This window comes from Mycolicibacterium bacteremicum (assembly GCF_002086115.1).
Taxonomy (GTDB): domain Bacteria; phylum Actinomycetota; class Actinomycetes; order Mycobacteriales; family Mycobacteriaceae; genus Mycobacterium; species Mycobacterium bacteremicum.
Map to the genome: position 1 here is coordinate 364,972 of NZ_MVHJ01000001.1, position 23,418 is coordinate 388,389.

Annotated in this window: 22 protein-coding genes; 10 read left to right on the plus strand and 12 right to left on the minus strand. The window is 66.9% G+C overall.

Translation table 11 applies throughout. The features are described from left to right. The first annotated feature begins 55 nt into the window (after window positions 1-55). Window positions 56-985: an EamA family transporter gene (locus BST17_RS01670; RefSeq protein ID WP_083054913.1), complete on the plus strand. Its 930-nt coding sequence runs from the start codon at window positions 56-58 to the stop codon at window positions 983-985. Here BST17_RS01670 and BST17_RS01675 read toward each other — a convergent pair. From BST17_RS01675 to BST17_RS01690, 4 genes are read right to left on the minus strand one after another with little or no spacing between them, the layout of a single operon-like run. Next, window positions 930-1,784: an ABC transporter permease gene (locus BST17_RS01675; RefSeq protein WP_083054916.1), complete on the minus strand. Its 855-nt coding sequence runs from the start codon at window positions 1,782-1,784 to the stop codon at window positions 930-932. The two genes, BST17_RS01670 and BST17_RS01675, sit on opposite strands and share 56 nt — an antisense overlap. Next, window positions 1,781-2,656 (minus strand): ABC transporter permease, encoded by an 876-nt coding sequence (locus BST17_RS01680; RefSeq protein WP_083054918.1) that lies wholly within the window; start codon window positions 2,654-2,656, stop codon window positions 1,781-1,783. The genes BST17_RS01675 and BST17_RS01680 overlap by 4 nt, the downstream gene beginning before the upstream one ends. Before the next feature lie 34 nt (window positions 2,657-2,690). After that, complete coding sequence (locus tag BST17_RS01685; RefSeq protein WP_083054920.1) at window positions 2,691-3,875, minus strand: polyamine ABC transporter substrate-binding protein; 1,185 nt, start codon at window positions 3,873-3,875, stop codon at window positions 2,691-2,693. 44 nt (window positions 3,876-3,919) lie between these two features. Beyond that, the gene (locus BST17_RS01690; RefSeq protein WP_083054922.1) at window positions 3,920-5,071 is read right to left on the minus strand and encodes an ABC transporter ATP-binding protein; all 1,152 of its coding nucleotides are present in this window, start codon (window positions 5,069-5,071) and stop codon (window positions 3,920-3,922) included. Between the two features lie 272 nt (window positions 5,072-5,343). Between BST17_RS01690 and BST17_RS01695 the strand changes: the two genes are divergently transcribed. Further along, a complete protein-coding gene (locus BST17_RS01695; protein ID WP_083054924.1) occupies window positions 5,344-6,753 on the plus strand; it encodes a purine-cytosine permease family protein in 1,410 nt (469 codons plus the stop codon). Here BST17_RS01695 and BST17_RS01700 read toward each other — a convergent pair. Genes BST17_RS01700 through BST17_RS01710 form a run of 3 tightly spaced genes read right to left on the minus strand, consistent with a single transcriptional unit; the run spans window position 6,734 to window position 9,949 of the window. Continuing rightward, complete coding sequence (locus tag BST17_RS01700; protein ID WP_083055290.1) at window positions 6,734-7,870, minus strand: epoxide hydrolase family protein; 1,137 nt, start codon at window positions 7,868-7,870, stop codon at window positions 6,734-6,736. The two genes, BST17_RS01695 and BST17_RS01700, sit on opposite strands and share 20 nt — an antisense overlap. 5 nt (window positions 7,871-7,875) lie before the next feature. Continuing rightward, window positions 7,876-9,360: an adenylate/guanylate cyclase domain-containing protein gene (locus tag BST17_RS01705; RefSeq protein WP_083054926.1), complete on the minus strand. Its 1,485-nt coding sequence runs from the start codon at window positions 9,358-9,360 to the stop codon at window positions 7,876-7,878. Continuing rightward, a complete protein-coding gene (locus BST17_RS01710; protein ID WP_083054928.1) occupies window positions 9,347-9,949 on the minus strand; it encodes a hypothetical protein in 603 nt (200 codons plus the stop codon). Before BST17_RS01710 ends, BST17_RS01705 begins: the two co-directional genes overlap by 14 nt. A 79-nt stretch (window positions 9,950-10,028) precedes the next feature. Here BST17_RS01710 and BST17_RS01715 point away from each other — a divergent pair, with 79 nt between their 5' ends. Next, window positions 10,029-11,480, plus strand: a complete 1,452-nt coding sequence (locus BST17_RS01715) for an LLM class flavin-dependent oxidoreductase (protein WP_083054930.1) — start codon at window positions 10,029-10,031, stop codon at window positions 11,478-11,480. A 20-nt stretch (window positions 11,481-11,500) separates the two neighbouring features. Here the strand turns inward: BST17_RS01715 and BST17_RS01720 are convergent, their stop codons facing one another. Then, window positions 11,501-11,926 carry a tautomerase family protein gene (locus tag BST17_RS01720; RefSeq protein WP_083054932.1) on the minus strand — a complete coding sequence of 142 codons (426 nt, stop codon included), beginning with the start codon at window positions 11,924-11,926 and terminating at the stop codon, window positions 11,501-11,503. A gap of 28 nt (window positions 11,927-11,954) precedes the next feature. Further along, a complete protein-coding gene (locus tag BST17_RS01725; RefSeq protein WP_083054934.1) occupies window positions 11,955-12,656 on the minus strand; it encodes an SDR family oxidoreductase in 702 nt (233 codons plus the stop codon). Between the two features lie 93 nt (window positions 12,657-12,749). On the opposite strand from BST17_RS01725, the gene BST17_RS01730 reads away from it, so the two are divergent. Further along, window positions 12,750-13,226 carry a winged helix-turn-helix transcriptional regulator gene (locus BST17_RS01730; RefSeq protein WP_207573557.1) on the plus strand — a complete coding sequence of 159 codons (477 nt, stop codon included), beginning with the start codon at window positions 12,750-12,752 and terminating at the stop codon, window positions 13,224-13,226. A 9-nt stretch (window positions 13,227-13,235) separates the two neighbouring features. Further along, window positions 13,236-14,843 (plus strand): hypothetical protein, encoded by a 1,608-nt coding sequence (locus BST17_RS01735; protein WP_083054938.1) that lies wholly within the window; start codon window positions 13,236-13,238, stop codon window positions 14,841-14,843. Here the strand turns inward: BST17_RS01735 and BST17_RS01740 are convergent, their stop codons facing one another. The 3 genes from BST17_RS01740 to BST17_RS01750 all read right to left on the minus strand — a co-directional run bounded on the left by BST17_RS01740 (window position 14,844) and on the right by BST17_RS01750 (window position 18,790). After that, complete coding sequence (locus BST17_RS01740; RefSeq protein WP_083054940.1) at window positions 14,844-15,722, minus strand: universal stress protein; 879 nt, start codon at window positions 15,720-15,722, stop codon at window positions 14,844-14,846. Window positions 15,723-15,803: 81 nt separating this feature from the next. Then, entirely contained in the window at window positions 15,804-17,552 is a 1,749-nt protein-coding gene (locus tag BST17_RS01745; protein WP_083054942.1) for a sensor histidine kinase, read from the minus strand. Next, window positions 17,549-18,790, minus strand: a complete 1,242-nt coding sequence (locus BST17_RS01750; protein ID WP_083054945.1) for an MFS transporter — start codon at window positions 18,788-18,790, stop codon at window positions 17,549-17,551. Before BST17_RS01750 ends, BST17_RS01745 begins: the two co-directional genes overlap by 4 nt. A 303-nt stretch (window positions 18,791-19,093) precedes the next feature. On the opposite strand from BST17_RS01750, the gene BST17_RS01755 reads away from it, so the two are divergent. The 5 genes from BST17_RS01755 (at window position 19,094) to BST17_RS01770 (ending at window position 23,418) form a co-directional block, all read left to right on the plus strand. Continuing rightward, window positions 19,094-20,365: a cytochrome P450 gene (locus BST17_RS01755; RefSeq protein WP_083054947.1), complete on the plus strand. Its 1,272-nt coding sequence runs from the start codon at window positions 19,094-19,096 to the stop codon at window positions 20,363-20,365. Further along, entirely contained in the window at window positions 20,362-21,240 is an 879-nt protein-coding gene (locus BST17_RS01760) for a mycofactocin-coupled SDR family oxidoreductase (protein WP_083054949.1), read from the plus strand. The genes BST17_RS01755 and BST17_RS01760 overlap by 4 nt, the downstream gene beginning before the upstream one ends. A gap of 64 nt (window positions 21,241-21,304) precedes the next feature. Then, window positions 21,305-21,430, plus strand: a complete 126-nt coding sequence (locus BST17_RS29805) for a hypothetical protein (protein ID WP_264002111.1) — start codon at window positions 21,305-21,307, stop codon at window positions 21,428-21,430. Beyond that, window positions 21,427-22,215, plus strand: coding sequence for a spirocyclase AveC family protein (locus BST17_RS01765; protein ID WP_083054951.1), 789 nt, complete (start codon window positions 21,427-21,429; stop codon window positions 22,213-22,215). Before BST17_RS29805 ends, BST17_RS01765 begins: the two co-directional genes overlap by 4 nt. Before the next feature lie 9 nt (window positions 22,216-22,224). Next, window positions 22,225-23,418, plus strand: coding sequence for a cytochrome P450 (locus BST17_RS01770; protein WP_083054953.1), 1,194 nt, complete (start codon window positions 22,225-22,227; stop codon window positions 23,416-23,418).

Below are 23,418 nucleotides of genomic sequence, written 5' to 3' on the forward strand. Positions count from 1 at the left end.
GGCGCGCCCGGAAAAGGCGTGGACAGCCCGGGATGAGCCGACGTTGAATGCAGGGATGTCGACCGCTCACGTCCGCAACGGCGCGCTCATGGCGATCGCCGCGATGTGCTCGGTGCAGTTGGGCGCCGCGATCGCGGTCGGGCTGATCGACCAGATCGGGGCGACCGGCGCGGCGTGGCTGCGATTGTTCTGGGCGGCGATCCTGCTGCTGATCCTGGTCCGGCCGCGGCCGTCCTCGTTCACCCGGGCCACCCTCGGCGCCGCCGTGCTGCTGGGCGTCGTCACCGCCGGGATCACCGTGCTGTTCATGATGGCGGTGGCACGCATCCCGCTCGGCACGGCCAGCGCGCTGGAGTTCCTGGGTCCGTTGGGCGTGGCGGTGTGGCAGGGCAGTGGACGCAATCGTTTCCTCTGGCCGGGACTCGCCGGGGCCGGTGTGCTGATGCTCACCGAACCCTGGTCAGGCACCTTCGACCCGATCGGGGTCTCCTACGCGCTGGGCGCCGGATTGTGTTGGGGCATCTACATCGTGCTGACCCAGCGCGTCGGCGATCAGGTCGGTGGCCTGAGCGGGCTGGCGGTCTCGATACCGGTCGCCGCCCTGGTGGCGTCGGTGGTGGCCGGGCCCGCGGTGTTCACGCAGTTGACCCCGCAGCTGTGGCTGATCGGCATCGGGCTGGCCATCCTGCTACCGGTCATCCCGTTCGCGCTGGAACTCCTCGCGCTGCGCCGGCTCACCTCCGCGGCATTCGGCACCCTGATGAGTCTGGAGCCCGCGTTCGCCATGTTGATGGGCTGGCTCATCCTGCGCCAGGTGCCGGCGCCCATCGGTCTGGCCGGCATCTGTTTCGTCATCGTGGCCGGTATCGGTGCGGCCCGCCACGGGGCCCGCACCCACGAACCCATCTCAACCGGACGCCTGACGGTGGTTACACCTTCACCTTGCGCCGGTAGAGCGTGCCGAAGGCCAACAAGATCAGACTGATCACCAGGATCGCGGTGGCCAGCACGTTGATCTGCGGCGGGACGGCGGCCTTGACCGCAGCGTTGACATAGAGCGGGTAGGTCACCGTCGACCCGCTCACGAAATAGGTGACGATGAAATCGTCGAGCGACAACGCGAACGACAGCATGCCCGCCGCCACGATGCCGGGCACGATCAGCGGCAAAGTGACCTTGAAGAAGGTGCGGATCGGGCTGGCGCCCAGATCCATCGAGGCATCCTCCAACGTCCAGTCGAAACCGCGCACCCGAGCCCGCACCGTCATGGCGATGAAGCTGACCTCGAAGGCGATATGGGCGATCAGGATCGTGGTATAGCCGGCCGCCCAGCCCAGATCCAGGAACAGCGTCAGCAACGACGCACCCATCACGACCTCGGGCGCGGTCAGCGGCAGGATGACGAAGGTGTCGACCGCCCGATAGCCGCGGAACCGCTGGCGCACCAACGCGATCGCCAACAACGAACCCAGCACCAGGGCCACCAACGTCGAGATCAGGGCGATCTCCAGGCTGAGCTTCAACGCATCGGTCAACGCCGGGTACTTGAACGGGTCCAGCCAATTCTCCAGCGTGAAGCCCTGCCAGGTGTAGTTGAACTTGCCCGCCGGCTTGTTGAAGGAGAACAACACGATCACCGCGATGGGCAGGAACAGATACAGCAGCACCAGCCCGGCGACGATCCGCAGCGAGTAGTCGCCCCACTTCGGGCGCGCCCGAACATGTTTGGACGGGTGGGCCGGACCGTCCGTCGGCCCGGACGGCCGTTGCACGGTGGCGGTCATACCAGATCCTCCGTTCCCAGCGCCCGCGTGTAGAGGATCACCCCTACCAGGATCAGACCCATCAGCCCCAGGCTCAGCGCGGCGGCCGCGGGATAGTCCTTGACCACCAGGAACTGCTTCTGGATGACGTTGCCGATCATCGTGGTCTGGGTACTGCCCAGATAGTCGGCGTTGATGAAGTCACCGACCGCGGGGATGAACACCAGCATGCTGCCGGCCAACACCCCGGGCAGCGACAGCGGCAGGATCACCTTCCGGAAGCTGCGTGTGCCACCGGAATACAGATCCCGGGACGCCTCCAGCAGCCGCGGATCGATCTTCTCCAGGCTGACATACAGCGGCAGGATCATGAAGATGATCCAGTTGTAGGTCAGACCGCCGATCACCGCCCAACTCGTCGAGAGCAACCGACCCTCATCGGGCAGCAACCCGACTGCCCCCAGCGCACTGACGACCCAGCCCTCGTCGGCCAGGATCGTCTTCCAGGCGATGGTGCGGATCAGGAAGGTCACGAAGAACGGCAGGATGACCAGACCCAGGATCAGGTTCTTGAACCGACCCGCCTTGAACGCGATGACGTAGGCCAGCGGGAAGGCGAGCAACAGGCACAGCACGGTGGCCGTCGCCGCGTACCCGAAGGAGCGCAGGATCGGGTCTTGGTAGAGCTTGAACGCGTCGACGAAATTGCCGAAGTTCCAGTCGAACGTCAGCGTCGGCAGGTACACCGACCCGCCTGCCGACGACAACGACGTCCGGGCCAGCGTCACGAACGGCACCACGAAGAAGATGGCGAGATAGGCCAGCGCGGGCAAGATCATCAAGTACGGAGCGATCTTGCTGCGCTGTCTGCTGCTGGTGGCGACTCCCGCCATTCAAGCTCCTCGTATCCGCCGTGCCATCCGCTGATCAGCCACCGGTCACCGCGGCGTACAGGGTGTTGAATTCCTGCGTCTGTTCGTCGGTCAGCGCGGCCCACGACTTGAGGTTCGCCTGTACCTCAGGTGACGGGTTGATCAACGGGTTCTCCGCCGAGGCCGGATCGACCTTCGCCAACTCATCGGTCATGTCCGACAGCGCCGGGACGAACTGGGTGAAGGCGACGAGCTTGGCGTAATTGGCCCGGTCGTAGACATAGTCGATCCACGCCTCGGCGCCCTTCTGGTTCTGCGTGGTGTAGGGCACCACCATGGTGTCGATGAACCAGTCGCCGCCGGACTCGGGGACGATGAACTGCAGATCCGGGTTGTCGGCCTGCAACTGCACGACGTCGCCGGAATACGCCTGAGCCACAGCGATATTGCCGGCGGCCAGGTCATCGGCGTAATCGTTGCCGGTGAAACGGCGGATCTGCCCGCGGTCCTTCTGTTCGCGGACCAGGTCCACGGCCTTGGTGATCGCATCGGTGCTGGGGTCTTCGGGCGAGTTGCCCTGCGAGAGCATGATCATCCCGAGGCCGTCCTGCACATCGGAGAACAGGCTGACCCGGCCCTTGAAGGCGGGATCCCACAGATCGTCGATGGACCGGATTTCACGCCCGGTGGCGGCGCGGTTGTAGGCCAGGCCGACCATGCCGGTCATGTAGGGCGCGGTGAACTTGCGGCCCTGATCGACCTTGGAGTCCAGCAGATCCTGGCGCAGGTTCTTGCGGTTGGGGACGCCGGCTTCGCTGATCTCGTTGAGCCATCCCAGGCCCTTCACCCGGGCTGCCATGAACTCGGTGGGCACCACCAGGTCGGCGCCGATGTCCTGCTGGCGCGACAGCGGCTCCTTGACCTTGGCGAACCACTGCTCGTTGTCGTTGAAGTCTTCCTTGTAGTCGACGGTCAGGCCCGAGGCGGACTGGAAGGCGGCGATGAAACCGTCGGCCATGTACAGCGGCCAATTGGAGATGCGCAGGGTGTCGCTGGACGTCTCACCGGTGTCCGAGGATCCCGAAGACGAACTGCCACTGTCGGATCCGCACGCCGCCAGGAACGACGAGCCCAGGATCGCCGCCGCGGCCGTGGCGGCACTGCCGCCGATGAACCGCCGCCGGCTGGTGCGGTTGGCAGCCAGTCGGGACAGCAGCCGGGGATCGATCTCGTTGGACATGCTGGACCTTTCGTGAGGGTGGGGGAGGGGTCCGATCGCTGGGATCAGGATTCGTCGAGCATCTCTTCGAGATCCTCGGTGGTCGGGATGTCGGCCGCCGGCAGCACCAGCGACGCCTGCGGGGACCAGCTGACGTACACCTGGTCACCGGGACGCAGCATCGGCAGATCCTGTTCGGGACCGACGTGGGCAACGATCGTCGAGTCGTCGGGCGCAGCGACGGCCAATCGGACCACCGGGCCCTGGAAGGTCAGATCCCGCACGGTGCCGCGGACGACCGCGAGGTCACCGGAGGGCTGGTCGGCGGAGACCCGGACCCGCTCGGGACGGATCATCAGGGTCGCCTGTCCGCCGGACTCGATGGCGGTCTCGCCGGGCCGGGATTTCAGCGTGGTGCCCAGCACGTCGATCTCGACGTAGTCACGGTTCACCCGCCCCGTCTGCCGGCCGGCCCACAGATTCGCCTGCCCGATGAACCCCGCCACGAACACCGTCGCCGGCCGGTCGTAGATGTCGGCCGGTGTGCCGATCTGTTCGACGTTGCCGGCGTTCATGACCGCGATGCGGTCACTCATGGTCAGCGCTTCCTCCTGGTCGTGGGTGACGTAGATGAAGGTGATGCCGACCTCGCGCTGGATCCGCTTGAGCTCGAACTGCATGGCATGGCGCAGTTTCAGATCCAGCGCGCCGAGCGGTTCGTCGAGCAGCAGCGCGCTGGGATAATTGACCAGTGCCCGGGCCAACGCCACGCGCTGCTGCTGGCCGCCGGAGAGCTGGCCGGGCTTGCGCTTGGCGAAATCGGTGAGGCGGACGATCTCGATGATCTCGTCGACGCGACGCTTGGTCTCACCCTTGCCCTTGGTCTTGTCCAGCTTCATGCTGCGCGGACCGTAGGCGATGTTGTCCCAGACCGTCATGTGCGGGAACAGCGCATAGTGCTGGAAGACGGTGTTGACGTTGCGTTTGTGCGGCGGGACCTTCGAGACGTCGACACCCTCGAGCCGGATGGCGCCTTCGGTGGGGGTCTCGAAGCCGGCGATCATGCGCAGCGTGGTCGTCTTGCCGCAGCCCGAGGGACCCAGCATCGAGAAGAACTCGCCCGAGGCGATGGTGAAGTCCGCATCGGCCACGGCGACGTAGTCGTCGAAGCGCTTGACCACATGGTCGATCTCGATGACGGGCGCACCCTTGGCCAGCGCGGCTCCGCCCTCGCCGGTCTCGGGGTCCGTGGCGGTGGTGTCTGTACCGGACAGGACTGGGCCTCCTCAGCATTGCGGTCGGTAGGACAACAATTGCCCATCACACCGACCTTCGCAAGCGATTCCGCAACGAATTTACATTCCGACAATGGAATCCATAGGTTTCTCGGCGCAGGAGGTCAGAATCCGCTGCGTTGATGGGTTGACTGCCATCAGCGTCGACGCCGGGTGGCCGCAGCGCGGCGGCGGTGGCGTGGTCGAATACTGCCATGACCGGCAGCGCCACTGGGGCCACTCCGACGACGAACCGATCGCTGACCTCGCCCTCCTTCAGCGGCCGATCACCGCAGGGTGCCGGCGACCTGTCGGTCGAGACACACGGCATCGCGCCGGTCTCGCCGGACAAGAGGTACGGCACCCCGGGCCGGTTGTTCACCGTCTGGTTCGCCCCGCAGGTGAACATGACCGGCGTCTTCACCGGCACGCTGGCCATCCTGCTCGGACTGGGTTTCTGGTGGGGCATGCTGGCGATGATCATCGGTACCGTGCTGGGCGGGCTGGTGGTGGCCTATCTGTCCACGTGGGGGCCACGCACCGGGACCGCGCAACTACCCGCGGCCCGGCTGGCGTTCGGATCCGGTGTCGCGGTGCCTGCCGCCCTGCAGTGGTTGTCCTCGATCGCGTGGGACGCGCTGGTGGGACTGTTCGGCGGTCAGGCCCTGGCGCTGCTGTTGGACATCCCGTTCTGGACCGCCGTGCTGATCGTGCTGGGTGTCCAGGGCGCGGTCGGTTTCATCGGCTACGAGCTGATCCACCGACTGCAGGCGGTGCTGACCGTCGTGCTCTTCGCGACGTTCGTGGTCTTCGCGGTCAACCTGGTGCACGGGCACCAGATCGTCACGCCGGCGACGCTGTCCGGCGCCGATCTGGTCGGTGCGTTCGTCATGGAGGTGACAATCGCCCTGAGCCTGACGATCTCGTGGGCCAGCTACGCCGCGGACTTCTCCCGCTATCTGCCGGTCGAGTCATCGAAGGCACGGGTGTTCGGATACACCTTCGCCGGCATGGTGCTGGCCTACGTCTTCGTCCAGGGGATCGGGATCGCCGCGGCAGGTGTCCTCGGTGACCACACCGCCGAGGGGGTGCGCGACGTGATGGGCGGCGGCGTACTCGGTGCCGCCGCGCTGCTGGTCATCGCGTTGGCCTCGGTCGGCTCGGGCGTGATGAACGACTACAGCGGATCGCTTGCCCTGCAGACCCTGGGCGTGCGGGTGCGCAGGCCGGTATCGGCGCTGCTGGTGACCGGCGCGGCCTTCTTCCTGATCCTGTGGCTGCAGGCCGCCGACACCGCCACCCGCTTCCTGGATGTGCTGCTGCTCATCGGGTACTGGATCCCGGCCTTCGTTGCCGTCATCGTCATCGACTGGCTGCTGCGCCACCGGTCGGCCGGTTCCTTCGTCGACGTGGCTGCCGCCATGACGACCCGCCGGGACGCGGTCGCCGCGGTCGTGGTGTTCGTGGTCTCCTACGCGGCGGCGATCCCGTTCATGAACACCACGCTGATTGCCGGGCCGGTGGCCACCGCCTGGCACGGCGCCGATATCGCGTACTTCGTCAACTTCCTGGTCGCCGGCGTCCTCTACGGTGGCTACCGCCTTCTCAGTCGCGCACGGTCCTGAAGAATTCTCGGATGTCCCCGACGAGCAGGTCGGGCTGTTCGAAAGCGGCGAAGTGGCCGCCGCGCGGCATCGTGGTCCAGCGGGTGATGTTGTAGTGCGCCTCGCACCACGATCGCGGTGAGCGCAGGATCTCTTTGGGGAACTCGGCGACGCCGGTGGGCAACCGGACCGGTTCGCGCTGTCCGAACGCGCCGAAACTCTCCCAGTACAGCCGCGCTGCCGAGGCCCCGGACCCGGTGAGCCAGTACATCATCACGTTGTCCAGCAATTCGTCACGGCTGAACACGTTCTCGGGATGGCCGTCGCAGTCACTCCAGGACCAGAACTTCTCGACGATCCAGGCCAACAGTGCGACGGGGGAGTCGACCAACCCGTAACCGATGGTCTGCGGGCGCGTCGACTGCTGCTTGGAATACCCCGCTTCCCACTTCTGGTAGTGCTTCATCGCCGCGAACGCCCGCTGATCCTCCTCGGTGGGAGACTGCATGCTGGACTCGGTGGGTTGACCGATCGCCATGTTGGTGTGGATCGCTCTGGCGCCCAGACCATTTCGACCGATCTGCGTGGTGACGGCGGCACCCCAGTCGCCGCCCTGCGCGCCGTAGCTCGGATAACCCAGGCGTTTCATCAGGGTGTCCCAGGCCAGCGCGATGTGTTCCACGCCCCAGCCGGTCGCGCTGGGCTTGCCGGAGAATCCGTAGCCCGGAAGCGACGGGCACACCACATGGAAGGCGTCCTCGGCGCGCCCGCCGTGCGCGGTCGGGTCGGTCAGCGGTTCGATGATCTTGGAAAACTCGACCACCGACCCGGGCCAGCCGTGGGTGATGATCAGCGGCAGCGCGTCGGCGTGCGGTGAGCGCTGGTGGATGAAGTGGATGTCCAGATCATCGATCGCGGTGCGGTAGTGCGCGAAGCGGTTCAGGCCGCGCTCGCGCTCCCGCCAGTCGTACCCATCGGCCCAGTATGCGGCCAGTTCGCGGGTGTACGCCAGCGGGATGCCCTGGCTCCAGTCGTCCACGCATTCGGCCTCGGGCCAGCGGGTGGTCCGCAGGCGGCGGCGCAGATCGTCGAGCTCCTCTTCGCCGATGTCGATGCGGAACGGGTGGATGTCGGTCATACCGGTCATCGTGGCACGTAGAGCCGGGTCGGTTCGGTCCGTCCCCGTAATACCAGTGATCCGTTGCCGATCCAGTGCCGCGCCTCGGCACCGGCGACATCCCAGGCGGCGCCCGAGCAGGCGATGCGACCGGTGAGCGTCTTGGCGGCATCGGCCAGGCGTGCGGCCTCGTTGACCGGGTCGCCGATCACCGTGTATTCGTAGCGGTTCTGCGCACCGATATTGCCCGCGAAGACGGGGCCGGCGGATATTCCGACCCCGAAATCGAGCACACCGCGCAGGTCGCCGCGCAGACTGCGGGCGGTCGCCAGAGCATGCGCAGCCGGCTCGGCGGAGTCGATCGGCGCCCCGAACACCGCCAGCGCGGCATCGCCCTGGAACTTGTTGATCAGCCCGTGCTGCTCGTCGACGGCGGCCACCACGATCCGGAAGAACTCGTTGAGCACCTCGGCGACCTCCTGCGGCGGATGGTTCATCGCCAGTTCGGTCGAACCGGTCACGTCGATGAACAACACCGCCACCGCACGGACCTCTCCGGACAGCGTCGCATCGCTGTCCAGCGCCAGTCGCACCACCTCGTCGCCGACGTGCCTGCCGAACAGATCACGCAACCGGTCGCGCTCGCGCAGTCCGGTGACCATCCGGTTGAAACCGCTTTGCAGTCGCCCGATCTCGGACTGCTCGTATTCGGCGACCTGGACATCGATGCGCCCCTTCTCGACATCGCCCATTGCATCGATGATCTCCCGCAGCGGATCGGAGATCGACAGGGAGACCAGGATCAGGGTGCGCAGACCGAGGAACACCGCCACCAGCGAGAGCAGCAGTACCGGGATGTCGATCGATGCCGACTCGGGGATGACCCAGCCGTTCATCCGGCAGATCACCAGGATCGCGATGGTGCCGCTGGGCAGCGCGGTCGTCAGCGTCCACATCAACACCAGCCGGGCGGTGACGCCCGGCGCGGTGATCCGGCGCTCGAACTCGCGCGAGGCCACCGCCACCACCGGACGGATGACCCGCTGGGTGAACAGCAGACTGCTGCTGACGGTGGCCGTCCCGCCGAACACGACGGTCAGCGACATCAGCGCCACCAGCGTGGTGCCGAGGTCCCGGTTCACGATCAGGAATGCCGCCCCGCTGAGCAACCACACCGCCAGCAGCAGCACCGACTGGCGCCTGATGAGATTGATGGCGGCCCGCCGCTGTCTGTCATCGGGTTCGGTGCCGGCGTCGAACCACCGCAGTGACGGCGCGATGATGCGGTAGCCGCCGTAGCCGACCAGCGCGGTGCTGAGCACCACCAGAATGCTGAGGTTGATCAGATTCGACCGGGTGAGCAGGCTGTCGGTCCCGACCAGGGTCTGCATGCTCAGCGAGCCCAGCACCCCGACCAGTTCGGCGGCGGTCAGCAGGTGCGCGGAGATCAGCCCGGCGCAGTACCGAAAACCCCTGTGCTGCAGCAATCCCGACGCTTCACTGCGGGACATCGGTGTACACCGGCGTGTAACCGTCTGCGGAGAAGGTGAAGCCCTTTGCGCTGGTCTCACTGCCGCAGGAGATACCGGTGGCCTCCTGTACGTTGCAGCGGAACCCGGCCGCCATCAGCACCTGCCCGAACGGCAAGGTGACCGCCGGGCCGGGGGTGACGGTGTAGAGCACCGGGTCGGCCATCACGAACTGCACGTCACCGTGCCGGTCGATCAGCACCGTGTTGGGTGTCGTCGCCGTCCCGTCGGGCCCGGGCACCTCGGTCGGCGCACCGGAGATCGACAGCGCGGACTCGTCTGCCGGTTGGCAACCCGCCGAGGTCTGCGGGATGATCGCGCACTGCCACCGGCCGCTGGGCGTGCTGAAGTGGTAGGCCTTCTCGTCCGGCGTCGCGATATAGAATTCCGCAGCGTCGGCCAGTCGGCGGTTGTCGCGATGCTGCGGCAATTGCGGTGCAGCCGATGCGGTTTGGGCGGGCGTCCAGGGCTCGTCGGTGTTGACGACGGTCGCCGAGCCGCAGCCGGTCGCCAACAGAACCAGGCATCCGAGCACCACCGCCCAGGACATGCGGACGATCTCACGGGACATCGGGTCAGCCTACGGCCTACTAGGAATCTGGCTGAATACAACCGGCGACAGGGCGTGGCGCCGTCGGCAGGCTGGCGGGGTGACACGTGTGATCCGTTTCAACGCCTTCGACATGAACTGCGTCGCCCACCAGTCCCCGGGCCTGTGGAAGCACCCCGAGGACCAGTCGTGGCGGTACAAGGACCTGGAGTACTGGACCGAGCTGGCCAAATTGCTCGAGCGCGGCCGGTTCGACGGCCTGTTCATCGCCGATGTGCTGGGCACCTATGACGTCTACGGCGCCAGTGACGAGGCGGCCGTCCGGCAGGCGGCGCAGGTGCCGGTCAACGACCCGCTGCTGCTGGTGTCTGCGATGGCCCTGGTCACCGAGCACCTCGGCTTCGGTGTCACCACCGGCACCGGCTTCGAGCATCCCTACCCGTTTGCCCGTCGGATCAGCACCCTCGACCACCTGACCAAGGGCCGGGTCGGCTGGAACGTGGTGACCGGGTATCTGCCCGCGGCGGCCCGCAACATGGGCCAGACCGACCAGCCCGCGCACGACGCCCGCTACGACCACGCCGACGAGTACCTCGAAGTGCTCTACAAGCTGTGGGAGGGGTCCTGGGAGGATGACGCCGTCATCCGCGACAAGGCCCGCGGGGTATTCACCGACCCCGACAAGGTCCACCACATCGGCCATGACGGGACGCATTTCAGCGTGCCGGGAATCCATCTGTCCGAGCCGTCACCGCAGCGCACCCCGGTGATCTTCCAGGCCGGCGCATCCCCGCGCGGGGTGCGGTTCGCCGCCGAGAACGCCGAGGCGATCTTCACCGCCGCGCCGACCAAGGCGATCCTGCGTGAGAACGTCACCACCATTCGCCGCGAACTCGAGCTGGCCGGCCGGGATCCGTACGCGGTGAAGATCTTCAACCTCTCGACCGTGATCACCGCCGCCACCGACGAGGAGGCACACGCCAAGCACGCCGAGTATCTGTCCTACGGCGATCCCGAAGGGGCGCTGACCTTCATGTCCGGCTGGATGGGCGTGGATCTGGCCCGCTACGGCCTGGATGAGCCGGTCGGCAATGTCGACTCCAACGCCATCCTGTCCGCCGTGGCGGCGTTCCAATCCGCCGACCCGGACGGCCGCGAATGGGCCGTCCGCGATATCGCAGAGTGGGGCAAGATCGGCGGTATCGGGCCTCGATTCGTGGGTTCCGGCGCCCGGGTTGCCGATGCGCTACAGGAGTGGGTGGATGAGACCGACGTGGACGGGTTCAACCTCGCCTACGCCGTGACACCCGGATCGTTCGCCGATTTCGTCGACCACGTGGTGCCGGTGCTGACCGAGCGTGGCGCCTATCAGCCGTCCTATGCGCCGGGAACACTGCGCAACAAGTTGCTCGGCAGGGGAGACCGGTTGCCCGATGAGCATCGGGGCGCCAGTTACCGTGTCGGCGGGCCGAATTCGACGATCATCGACCGTCCGTCGACGTTGCCGTCCTCGTCGGCATCGGTATCGGCCCAGCCCACCCGCGGGCGGTAGTCACGCCGCCGGCTTGCCGCTCAGTACTCCGACGCGGCGTTGGCGCGCGCCCATTCGCGTTCGGCATCCGAGCCGGCCGGCGGCGGGATCAGTCCGTTGATCATCCACAGCTCCTCACTGGTCTCGTCCACATGGAACTCCCAGTGCACGCCCTGGTGCCTGTCGACGAACGGTTGCAGGATCGCCTTGATCCATCCGGTGGTCCGTCGCCGGCCGGCGGTGTCGGTACTGCGACGGGCGATGTGCTCGATGACGACACGCACGCCGACGGGCGTGGGCTCGCCACCGACGTACATGTCGTCCGGCCGTGTCTCGTTGAACACCGCGACCACGTAGAACCGGGGTAACCCGACCTTCGCGTAGTGATCGCTGATCCGGCCGGCGAGCTCACGCTTGTCGGCGTCGGTGAAGATCCCGGGGGTGTGGTGAATGGTCCACAGTGGCATGTCGATTCCTCTCGTCCCGGTTGTAGGTTCAGTGCGCCATGTCGAAGGTGAGGTCCTCGACCGGACCCGACAACCTGGCTTTGACCGCCACGGTGACATCGTCGACCAGCACCTCGTGCGCATCGGCTTCCAGGGCGTCCAGCACCGTCGCGGCGACATCTGCCGGAGACGTCTTGGGCATCGCGATATCGGCGACCATCTCGGTGTCGATGAATCCGACGTGCACGCCGAGCACCTGGGTTCGTTGGGCCTGCAGTTCGACGCGCAGCGAGTTGGTCAGCGACCAGATGGCGGCCTTGGAGGCGCCGTAGGCTCCGGATCCGGCGACCCAGGACAGCACCGAGTGCACGTTGATCACGGCCCCGCCGCCGCGTGCGGCCAGCACCGGTGCCAGCGCACGCACCACCCGCAGCGGGCCGAACGCATTGATGTCGAACGTCGTTGCGATATCGCCGAAATCGCCCGTCAACAGCGAGCCCGGCAGCAGGATGCCGGCGTTGTTGATGACGATGTCGACATCGGGCACGGTGTCGGCAAGTGCGGCGGTCGAGGCCTGGTCGCGGACCTCCAGGGGAACCGCGACGACGCCGGGCCGCGCGTCGGTGTACCGCTCCCGCGCCGTCGAGTAGACCTTGCTCGCACCACGTGCGAGCGCTGCATCGACCAGTGCCGATCCCAGACCGCGCCGCCCGCCGGTCACCAGGACCACCTTGCCGCCGATTGCCACCATGTCCGACTCCCATCTGAGTAACCTTTACGTTATCCAGATCGTAGATCAGCTCTTCTGAGTAATGCAAGCGTTAGTTACACTGGAGATATGGCGATGACCTTCGAACGCCGCCTGCGGGACCGCAGCCGCTGGACGATCGGCGACAACTGCTCGGCGGCCAAGGTGCTCGATCTGCTGAGTACCAAGACCGTATTCCTGGCCGTCCGCGAGTGCTTCTACGGCACAACACGGTTCGAGGACTTCGTCGACCGCATCGGGGCCTCGGCGCCGGCGGTGTCGCGCGCACTCAAACAGCTCGAGAACGCCGGCGTGCTCACCCGGGTGCCCTACCGGGAGCCCGGCCGGCGCGCCCGCGACGAGTACCGGCTCACCGAGGCGGGGGAGGACCTGCTGCCGGTGTTCCTGTCGCTCATCCAGTGGGGCGATGCCCATCTGCAGGACGGCTCACCGCCGCTGGCCTTCCAGGACGCCGAGGGGCGCCGGCTCGGCGTCCGCGTGACCGCCACCGCCGATGAGCCGCCGGTCCGCGCCGCCGACATCGAGATCCACTACCTGGGCGGTCGCGGCTAGGCTGCACCGGTGAAGGTTCACGCGCGGGACCTGGCCCCCTCGCTCCGCTCGCCCCGAGGCCCGTTCTCGGTCTTCGCGACGCTGTACACCATCGCGATGGTGCTCGAGTTCTCCGAACGATGGCAGACACCCTGGTTCACCGGCGTCTTCGTCATCGCCGCCACCGCAGCGATCGCCACCGGTGTCACCCGGGCGAAGTTCCTCGCACTGTTGGTCGCGGCGACCGGTTATGTCGCGCTGGTGCAGTTCCCCGAGGTGGCCAATCACGTCAACCTGATGATGTGCCTGAATGTCGCGATGATCGGCGTGCTGTCGGTCTCGCTGATCCGGCGCCGCGACAACGCGGACGACGACTTCGCCGCGATTGCACCGATTCTGCGCATCAGCCTGATGCTCATCTACGCGCTGGCCGGGTTCCACAAGCTCAACACCGACTTCTTCGACCCCGCGGCGTCGTGCGCGGCCGGGATCTTCGCCTCGGTGATCGGCGCGCTGCGCACGACAGCACTCGGCATTCCTGTTGTGGTCCCGATTGCCCTGGTCGCGGCGGTCCTCGGCCTCCGGCTGGTCCGGCTCGGTCGCTTCGGCAGCGCCGGAAACCGGTTGTTCACCGCGGTCGCCGCCGCGGTGGGCCTGGCCGGACTCACGGTGGTCGCCGTCGTCCTGCTGTATGACCGGCTGGGCCCGCTGATCACGACCATCGGCCTGATCGCCGCGGTCGGCGTACTGGCCTGGGAGCTCGGCGGGGGACTCTTGCTGGCGGTACCGCGAATGCAGGCAGCGATCGTCGCGTTCGCGCTCACCATGCACGCCGCGCTGGCGCTCATCGGGTTCGTCGACTTCGGATCCCTGGCCGCGGCACTGCTGTTCGCCTTCCTGCCCGCCGCATACCGGCAGCTGCTCATCGACGGCACGATCGGCGTGGCCCGGCGCGCCGCCTCCAGGATCGGTGTGTACGCCGGTATCGCCGTCGCCATCGCACTGTTGTCCGGCGTGCATACCCACCTGCACCGGCTCCCGGAGTGGACGCTGACCTCCGGCCTGCTGCTCGACACCGCCATTGCCATCGTCATCTGGCCGATACTGGTCGCCATTTTCTCGCCGGCGCCGCGTCCAGAGTGGGGCGGTGTGCGCATCCTCGATGCCCGTACCCCCGTAGCGCTGTATCTGGTGCCGGTGCTGCTGGTCGTGATCGGTCTGACCCCGTATCTGGGCCTGCGGACGGCCGGCAACTTCTCCATGTTCAGCAATCTGCGCACCGAGGGGGAACACTCCAATCACCTTCTGCTGGGCGGCAATCCGATCAAGATCTGGGGATATCAGGAGGATGTCGTCTGGATCATCGACATCGACGACCGGTTCGGTCGGGTGATCCACCACTACGACGGCGGGCCGCGCGGCTATGCGCTGCCGGTGGTCGAATTCCGCAAATGGATCCACGAGTGGGACGCAGCCGGCCTCCGCGTCCCGCTGACGTACGGCTACAACGGGATTCGCTACACGACCGAGGACATTGTCAGCGATCCGACATGGCGGACGCCGGACCGCACCGCGGAAATGGTGCTCCTCGACTTCCGGGTGATCCAGCCCGGTCAGCCCAACTACTGCCGCTGGTGATCAATCCCGGCGCACCACGATGACCGGTGCCTGGGACAGCTGCGCCACCGTCGAGGCGACCGAGCCCAACAGCAGTCCGGCGAATCCACCCCGCCCGCGACTGCCGACGACCACCAACTGGGCGCTGCGCGACTCCTCGGTGAGCCAGTGCGCCGGGCGGTCACGCACCAGCCGCACGTCGACGCGGACATCGGGGAAATCCTGCTCCCAGTCTGCGAGGCGCTGGGTCAGTGCCTCGCGGGCCTGCTCCTCGTAGATCTGCCAATCCATCGTGTACATCGGCAGCAGTCCGACATCACTCCACGCGTGCACGGCGACCAGCGCGGCACCACGCAGCGCGGCTTCCTCGAACGCCAGCCGGGTGGCCGCATCCGAGGACGTCGAACCGTCCACGCCGAGCACGACCGGGGCATCGCTGTCGACGGAGTCCTCGGGGTGCACCACGACGACCGGGCAGCGTGCGTGGTGCAACAAACCGGCGGCAACCGACCCCAGCGGCAACCGATTGTGACCGCCGGTACCGCGGTTCCCGACCACGAGCAGCAGGGCCGACCTCGACGCCTCTGCCAGCGCGCCCACCACCGGCGAGGGCCGCGTCTCGGTGTGTACGCCCGGGGCATGGGGGCCACCGACGGCGGCGGTGAAGATCTGTTCGGCGAGCTCGAGCACCGAGCGCGCCGAATCCTGCTGTGCGTCGGCGATGTCGACATCCGGAGTGGCCGACGACCAGGTGCTGATGACGGGGGCGGTGATGCTCAGCAGAGTGACCGGCACCGCGCGTCGCACCGCCTCGGCTGCGGCCCAGGAGACCGCGGCATCCGAACCGGGAGATCCGTCGACGGCAACCAGGATGCCGGGATTATCTGCTGTGCTGGACATGGTGTCGTTCCTCCTTGATCGACCACCGTCCACCGTAGTCACAATCGGCGGGCACCGGCAGGGTCCAAGGTCCCGGGGCGGCTAAGGCAGCGGTGCAGACCAGTGCACGACGGTCCCACCCCGATCGGCGGGGGCGAGAGCGAACGTACCTGCGGTGTCCTCGGCACGGCGCCGCAGGTTGGCCAGCCCGCTCTCGGTGACACCGGCGCCGACACCGTGCCCGTTGTCGGTCACGGTGACGGTCAGGTCGTCGTCGACCCGGACAACGACGCTCAATTCGGTTGCACCCGAATGCCGGACGGCATTGCTGACAGCTTCCCGGACGACGGCTTCGGCATGGTCGGCCAACCCGGCCTGCACCACCGAGAGCGGTCCGATGAATTGCACGCTGGTGCGCAGGCCCGCCGACGCGAACTGGTCGACGGCGTCCTGCAACCGCTGCCGCAACCGGGTGGCACCGGCATTGCCGCCGTGCAGATCGAAGATGGCCGTGCGGATCTCCTGGATGACCTCCTGCAGATCATCGACCGAGGACGAGAGTCGTTGCGCCACCTCGTCGGAACGTGCGCGGGCGACCGTTCCCTGTAGTGAGAGACCGATCGCGAACAACCGTTGGATGACATGGTCGTGCAGATCCCGGGCAATCCGGTCGCGATCGGCCAGCACGTCGAGTTCGCGCATCCGGTGCTGGGTGCTGGCCAACTGCCAGGCCAGCGCCGCCTGATCGGCGAATGATGCCGTCATCTCGAGCTCGTCGGCGGTGAACGGCCGGGCGCCGGCCGAGCGCAGCACCACCAGCACCCCGGCCACCGGTCCGGTTGCGCCCAACGGCACGATGAGCGCCGGCCCCGGCGCATCGAGCAACCCTGGCACGCCGAATGCGTCACTGCGCTGCGGGACGTGCTCGCGCAGCACCCGGCCGACCATGGTGTCGGCCACGGCGACTGCCGGCAGGTCGGCGACCTCGACGGCGCCGCCACCGGCGACCTCGGTGACGACCAGTTCGGTTGCCAGCTCTGGGTTCTCGCCGTCGGCGGGGATCGCCACGAAGGCGAGATGCGCGCCCGCCAGGGTTCGGGCCTGCCCGGCGATGCGCCCGAAGGCACCCGCCGGGTCGATACCGGACAACAGCTCGGTGGCGATGTCGCGGGTCGCCGCTATCCAGGACTGCCGGGCGCGGGCCTGTTCGTAGAGCCGGGCATTGTCGATCGCGATGCCGGCCGCCGCGGCGAGCGCCTGCGCGAGGACCTCGTCGTCCTCGCTGAACGGCTGACCGGACTTCTTCTCGGTCAGATACAGGTTGCCGAACACTTCGTCGCGGATCCGGACCGGCACGCCGAGGAACGTACGCATCGGCGGATGGTTCGGCGGGAACCCCACCGAGGCCGGGTGGTCGATGATGTCGTCCAGCCGGATCGGCGCCGGTTCGTCGATGAGCACTCCGAGCACGCCGCGCCCCTGGGGGAGCGGGCCGATGCGCTCGCGGGTCGTCTCGTCGATACCCTCGTACACGAACTCCACGAGGTCGTGTCCGTCGGCGTCCTGGCCGCGCACGCCCAGGGCGCCGTAGCGCGCATCGATCAGGTCGATCGCGGTGTGCACGATGGTGCGCAGCGTGGCATCGAGTTCCAGGCCGGAGGTGACGGCCAGCATGGCCTCGACCAGCCCGTCCAGTCGATTCCCACCCTCGACGATCTGCTCGACCCGGTCCTGCACCTCACTGAGCAACTCGCGCAGCCGCAACTGGGACAGCGTCTCCCGCAGCGGGACCTCGCCCCGTCGCTCAGTTTGCCCAGCGCGGACGCCGTCGGACGCCTCACCGTCGGTCACCGACTCATTGTGTCATCGCGGGTTTCGAGCACGGCCGACCGTCGGCCCAGCAGGAGGAACAAGGCGCCGCCGACGAACGCCGCCGTCCCGGTGAAGACCAGGAAACCGTTGAAGCTGTCGCTGGCCTGCAGGGTGCGACTCAGCAGGACGGCGCCCAGCGCCGAGGACACCCCGATGGCGGCGGACAGGATGCTCAACACCGTGCTGTACAGCGTCAGGTCGAAACGCCGCGCCACCAGGTAGGCGATCACGTCACCCTCGGCGCCCCAGGCCGCACCCAGGCAGCACACCGCTATGACCAGTACCGCGAACCCGTTCCACGGTGAGGCGATGAGCAGGCAGCCGACACCGGGCAATCCCATCGCCACCGCAGCCACCCGCTGGGCGGGCAACCGGTCGAGGGCCACCCCGCAGACGAACCGACCGATGATCACCGCCCCGGCGAAGGTCGATATCAACGCGGCGATCTGGCCTCCCGTCGAGCCGGCCGGCAGCGAATCACCCAGCACCACACCGAGTTGGCTGGTGGTCACCGTGTGGTAGAGATTGCACAGCAGGACCCCCGACAGCAGGATCCAGAAGATCGACGTGCGGCCGATCCGGCGGTAGTCGCCGGCGGTCCTGCCGGCACCACGGGTGCGGCGGGCGTCGGGGTCTTCGGCCGGGGTGAGGATCAGTGCCAGCGCCCCGACGACGGCGATCACTGTGGCGATCACCAGGGCGCCCGCCCGCCAGCCGTAGGCGTCGTTGACCCGCTCCAGAACCGGTGCCCCGATGGCGCCCAGCAGCGGCGGTCCCGAGATGGCAATGGCCAGCGCCAGTCCGCGGGCGTTGTCGAAACAGGTTGCCACGATGCGGCTGTAGATGGCCGGCGTCGTGGTGACGCCCAGCGCGATGAGCACGATGTTGATCGCGAAGTACTGCCAGATGGGTCCGGACATCGCGGCGTAGGCCGCCCAGCACAGGGGGAGCCCGATGACGCCGACCACGGCGACCCGCCGGACGCCGTAGAGGTCGGTGAGCCGCCCGTAGATGGGCAGGAAGACGAACGTCAGCAGGGTGATGACACCGGTCAGCACAAAATCGGCGCGGTCCCAGCCGAACTCCGCGAGAAACTGCGGGGCCATCACGGCATTGGTATAGGCGCTCAGGCTCAGACCGGCGCTCAACCCGGCGGTCGCCGCCGCCAGCGGCCGCCAATTCGTGCGTAGTTCGCCGAGGTAGCTCATACCGGTCATTGATATCAAGTCCTTGTCAATCACGTCCTGCCGACTCGCATGTGATCCGCCGACCGGTGTGGTCGGCGTCCGGGCCCAGCCCCAGCCGGTCCCATCCGCGGACTGCTCCGGCCTGCCGTCGAACAGCCCCACCGGGATAACGACCGAACCCGATGTTTGGCTATAAATCCGACGTACTCCGGTAAATGCACGGCCCGAACTCGTAAAACGCAATGGTTGACCCGATTGCGGAACAACCTTTAGGGTACCGTGCAACAAAGATTAGGTTTGCAACGATGCCTACGGACGGACCAGGAGCGCGCGGTGACCGACTTCGACACAGTGGACTACTTCACCGATGAATCGTTGGTACCGAACCCCTACCCGTACTTCGATCACCTCCGCGCCAAGTGCCCGGTCACCCACGCCACACCGTTCGACGTGCTGGCAGTGACGGGTTACGACGAGGCGCTTGCGGTGTACAAGAACGCGGCGTTCTCGTCCTGCAATTCGGTGGCCGGTCCGTTCTCCGGACTGCCGTTCAGTCCGGGCGACAGCGATGACGTCAGCGAGCTCATCGAAGCCCACCGCGACCAGGTGCCGATGGGGGAGCACATCACCTCCCAGGACGCCCCGCTGCACACCCGCACCCGCGGCCTGCTGAGTCGGCTCATCACACCGAAGCGCCTCAAGGAGAACGAGGACTTCATGTGGCGGCTGGCCGACCGGCAGCTGGACACCTTCCTCGCCGACGGGCGCGCCGAATTTCTGGCCGACTACGCAAAACCGTTCTCACTGCTGGTCATCGCCGACCTGCTCGGTGTTCCCGCCGACGATCACCAGGAGTTCAAGTCGGTCTTCGCACTCGAGACGGTGGGGGAGCTGGGTAAGGAGGCGCCCACCACCCACAACCCGCTGCAGTGGCTCAACGAGAAGTTCTACGCATACATCGAGGACCGTCGGCGCGAGCCGCGCGACGACGTGCTGACCGAACTGGCTCAGGCCAAACACGAGGATGGTTCCACGCCCGATATCGAAGACGTGATGAACCTGTCGACCTTCCTGTTCGCCGCCGGAACCGATACCACTACCAAGCTGGTCAGCTCGGCGGTGCGCTTCATCGGCGACAACCCCGGCTTCGAGGAGATGCTGCGTGCCGACCGCAGCAAGATCCCCGCCTTCCTGGAGGAGACCCTGCGTCTGGAGAGTCCGGTGAAATCGCATTTCCGGATGGCGAGCAGGACGACGTCTATCGGCGAGGTCGAGGTCCCGGCCGGCACCACGGTGATGCTGCTGCCCGGTGCGTGCAACCGGGATGAGCGAAAGTTCGCCGATCCGAACGAGTTCCGTGTCGACCGGCCGAATGTCCGGGAGCAGATCGCCTTCATCCGCGGGGCGCATTCCTGCCCCGGGGCGCCGCTGGCCCGTGCCGAAGGCCGCATCTCGCTGGAACGCATCCTGGACCGGATGAGCGATATCAGCATCTCCGAAGAACATCACGGCCCGGCCGGGAACCGCCGCTACGGCTACGAACCCACCTTCATCATGCGCGGACTCGACGAGTTGCACATCACGTTCGAAGCGAGGAACCGATGAGCGGGAAACTGGACGGCAAGGTCGCCTTCATCACCGGTGCTGCCCGCGGCCAGGGCCGCGCACACGCCATCGCCATGGCCCGCGAAGGTGCCGACATCATCGCCGTCGACATCTGCCGCGACATCCCGTCGAACCCGTACCCGCTGGCGACACCGGATGATCTCGCCGAAACCGAGCGCGCGGTCAAAAGTCTCGGGCGTCGTGTGCTGGCCCGCATCGCCGACGTTCGCGAGCGTCACGAACTCCGCGACGCGGTCGAGGCGGGGGTCGCCGACCTGGGCAAGATCGATATCGTCGTCGCCAACGCGGGCATCCTGCCGATGGCCATGGGCAACCCCGATCCCGTGGGGTTCGTCGATGCCACCGACGTCGACCTGCTCGGCGTGATGAACACGGTGGCGGTCGCCCTGCCGCACCTGCCCGACGGGGCGTCGATCATCGTCACCGGCTCCACCGCGGGCATGATCCGCGGCACCACCACCAGTCCCGACATGGGCCCCGGCGGCGCGGGCTACGGGTTCAGCAAGCGCATCGTCATCGAATACGTCAACGAGCTCTGTTTGTTGCTGGCGCCCAGGATGATCCGCATCAACGCGATCCATCCCACCAACTGCAACACCCACCTGTTGCAGAACGACGGCATGTATGGCGTCTTCCGGCCCGATCTCAAGGCGGCCGGCAAACCGGTCGCCCGCGAGGATGCCGAACCGCTGTTCTCCCTGTTCCAGGCCATGCCCATTCCGTACATCGAACCCGAGGACATGGCCCATCTCGGCGTCTTCCTCGCCAGTGACGAGAGTCGCTATGTCACCGGCCAGCACATCCGGGTGGATGCCGGCTCACTTCTCAAATGGCCCAACGGGCCCGGCGGCTGACGGGCTGCTGCTGCCGCAACCGTCGGACCGAGTCGTATCGGATACGCACGAAAGGGGCTCCGCCGTGGGGCAACTCATCATGCTGGGCACGTTGTTCGGGTTGATCGCGCTGATCTTCGGCCTGGTGATCCACTTCGATCCCGAGGCGCGGGGGCCGCGCGCCGATGACCGTGGTGGAGACGCCGGGTGAGCACCGACCTGAGCCCGGCGCTGATCACCGGCCTGGCCTTCGCCTATGTCGGCGGAATCCTGTTCCTGGCCTTCGGCATCTACCTCAGTATCCGCCGCGGACGGTTGCATCCGCTGCTGCTGGTGTCCATCTGCGCGATCTCGTTCTCGTGGATCGAGGCGCCCTACGACTGGGCGATGTACGCGCAGTTCCCGCCGGAGTTGCCGCGGATGCCGTCCTGGTGGCCGATGAATCTGACCTGGGGCGGGGGTCTGCCATCGGCGGTGCCGATCGGCTACATCGCCTACTTCGTGCTGCCCGGCGTCATCGGTGCCGCGGTGGGCCGGCGGTTGGTCCGACGCTTCGGATGGCGCAGACCGCAGACCCTGCTGATCGTCGGACTCGCGGTGGGATTCTGCTGGGCGCTGTTCTTCAACGCCTTCTTCGGCCCACGCTTCGGCGTCTTCTACTACGGCTACGTGATCCCCGGGCTGGCGCTGTTCGAGGGCAGCAGATACCAGTATCCGATCTATGACGCCATTGCCATGGGTGTGCAGATGATGGTGTTCACCTATCTGCTGGGCCGAACGGATACGCAGGGGCGCAACGTGATCGAGTCCTGGTCGGACAGGCGGACGAAGACGCTCGCCGGCTCCTCGGTGTTGTCGGTGATCGCCATCATCATCCTCGGCCATGTCACCTACGGTGCGGTGTTCGCGCCGCACCTGGCGACCATGCAGGGCGGCTACGTCACCGTGGGCCCGACCGAACAGCTGTTTCCCGGTATTCCCAACCAACCCCGGTAGGAGGGTGACGTGACCATCGACCCGGTCGTCGACATCTATTACGACCCCTTCGACAAGGAGATCGACGACAACCCGTATCCGATCTGGAAGCGGATGCGTGAGGACGCGCCGCTGTACTACAACGAGAAGTACAACTTCTATGCGCTGAGCCGGTACGACGATGTCGCGCCCGCGCTCCCGGACTGGCAGACCTACCGTTCCGGCCGGGGGACCACCGCCGACATCCTGTTCAGTGGTATCGAGGTGCCACCGGGCATCCTGCTGTTCGAGGATCCGCCCCTGCATGATCTGCACCGCCGCCTGCTGTCGCGGGTGTTCACCCCCCGACGCATGCTGGCCGTGGAGGACCTGGTGCGTGACTTCTGTTCGCGGGCATTGGATCCGCTGATCGGGTCGCGGGGGTTCGACTTCGTCGTCGATCTGGGTGCGATCATGCCGATGCGCACCATCGGCTATCTGCTGGGCATCCCCGAGGATGAGCAGCAGCGCATCCGGGACCGCAACGACAAGACCATCACCGCCGATGCGAGCGGCGGTGACATCAGTCCGACGATCTTCCAGGACGCGATCGCCATGTTCGCCGAGTACATCGAATGGCGGGCCACGCACCCGTCCGACGACCTGATGACCGATCTGCTCAACGCCGAGATCGAGGAGGACGGCAGGCGTCGCAAACTCGATCGCACCGAGGTGCTGGCCTACACCGCGATGATCGCCGGTGCCGGGAACGAGACCACGGCCCGGCTCATCGGATTCATGGGTCAGCTGCTCGGCGAGCATCCCGATCAGCGACGCGAACTCGCCGCCGACCCGGCACTGATCGGTGGTGCCGTGGAGGAGACCCTGCGTTTCGAACCGCCGTCACCGGTGCAGGCCCGCTATGTCGCACGCGATGTCGAGCACTACGGTCAGACCGTGGCCGAGGGCTCATACATGTTGCTGCTCAACGGTTCCGCCGACCGGGATCCCGCACGCCACAGCGATCCGGACCGGTTCGACATCCACCGCACCGGTGCCCATCTCGGTTTCGGTCAGGGCATCCACTTCTGCCTCGGCTCGGCGCTGGCGCGGCTGGAGGCCCGGGTCGCCTTCGAGGAGGTCCTGAAACGGTGGACCGACTGGGAGGTCGATTACGCGGGCGCCAGCCGCGCGCACACCTCCAGTGTGCGCGGCTGGGCGCGGCTGCCGGTCACACTGGACTGA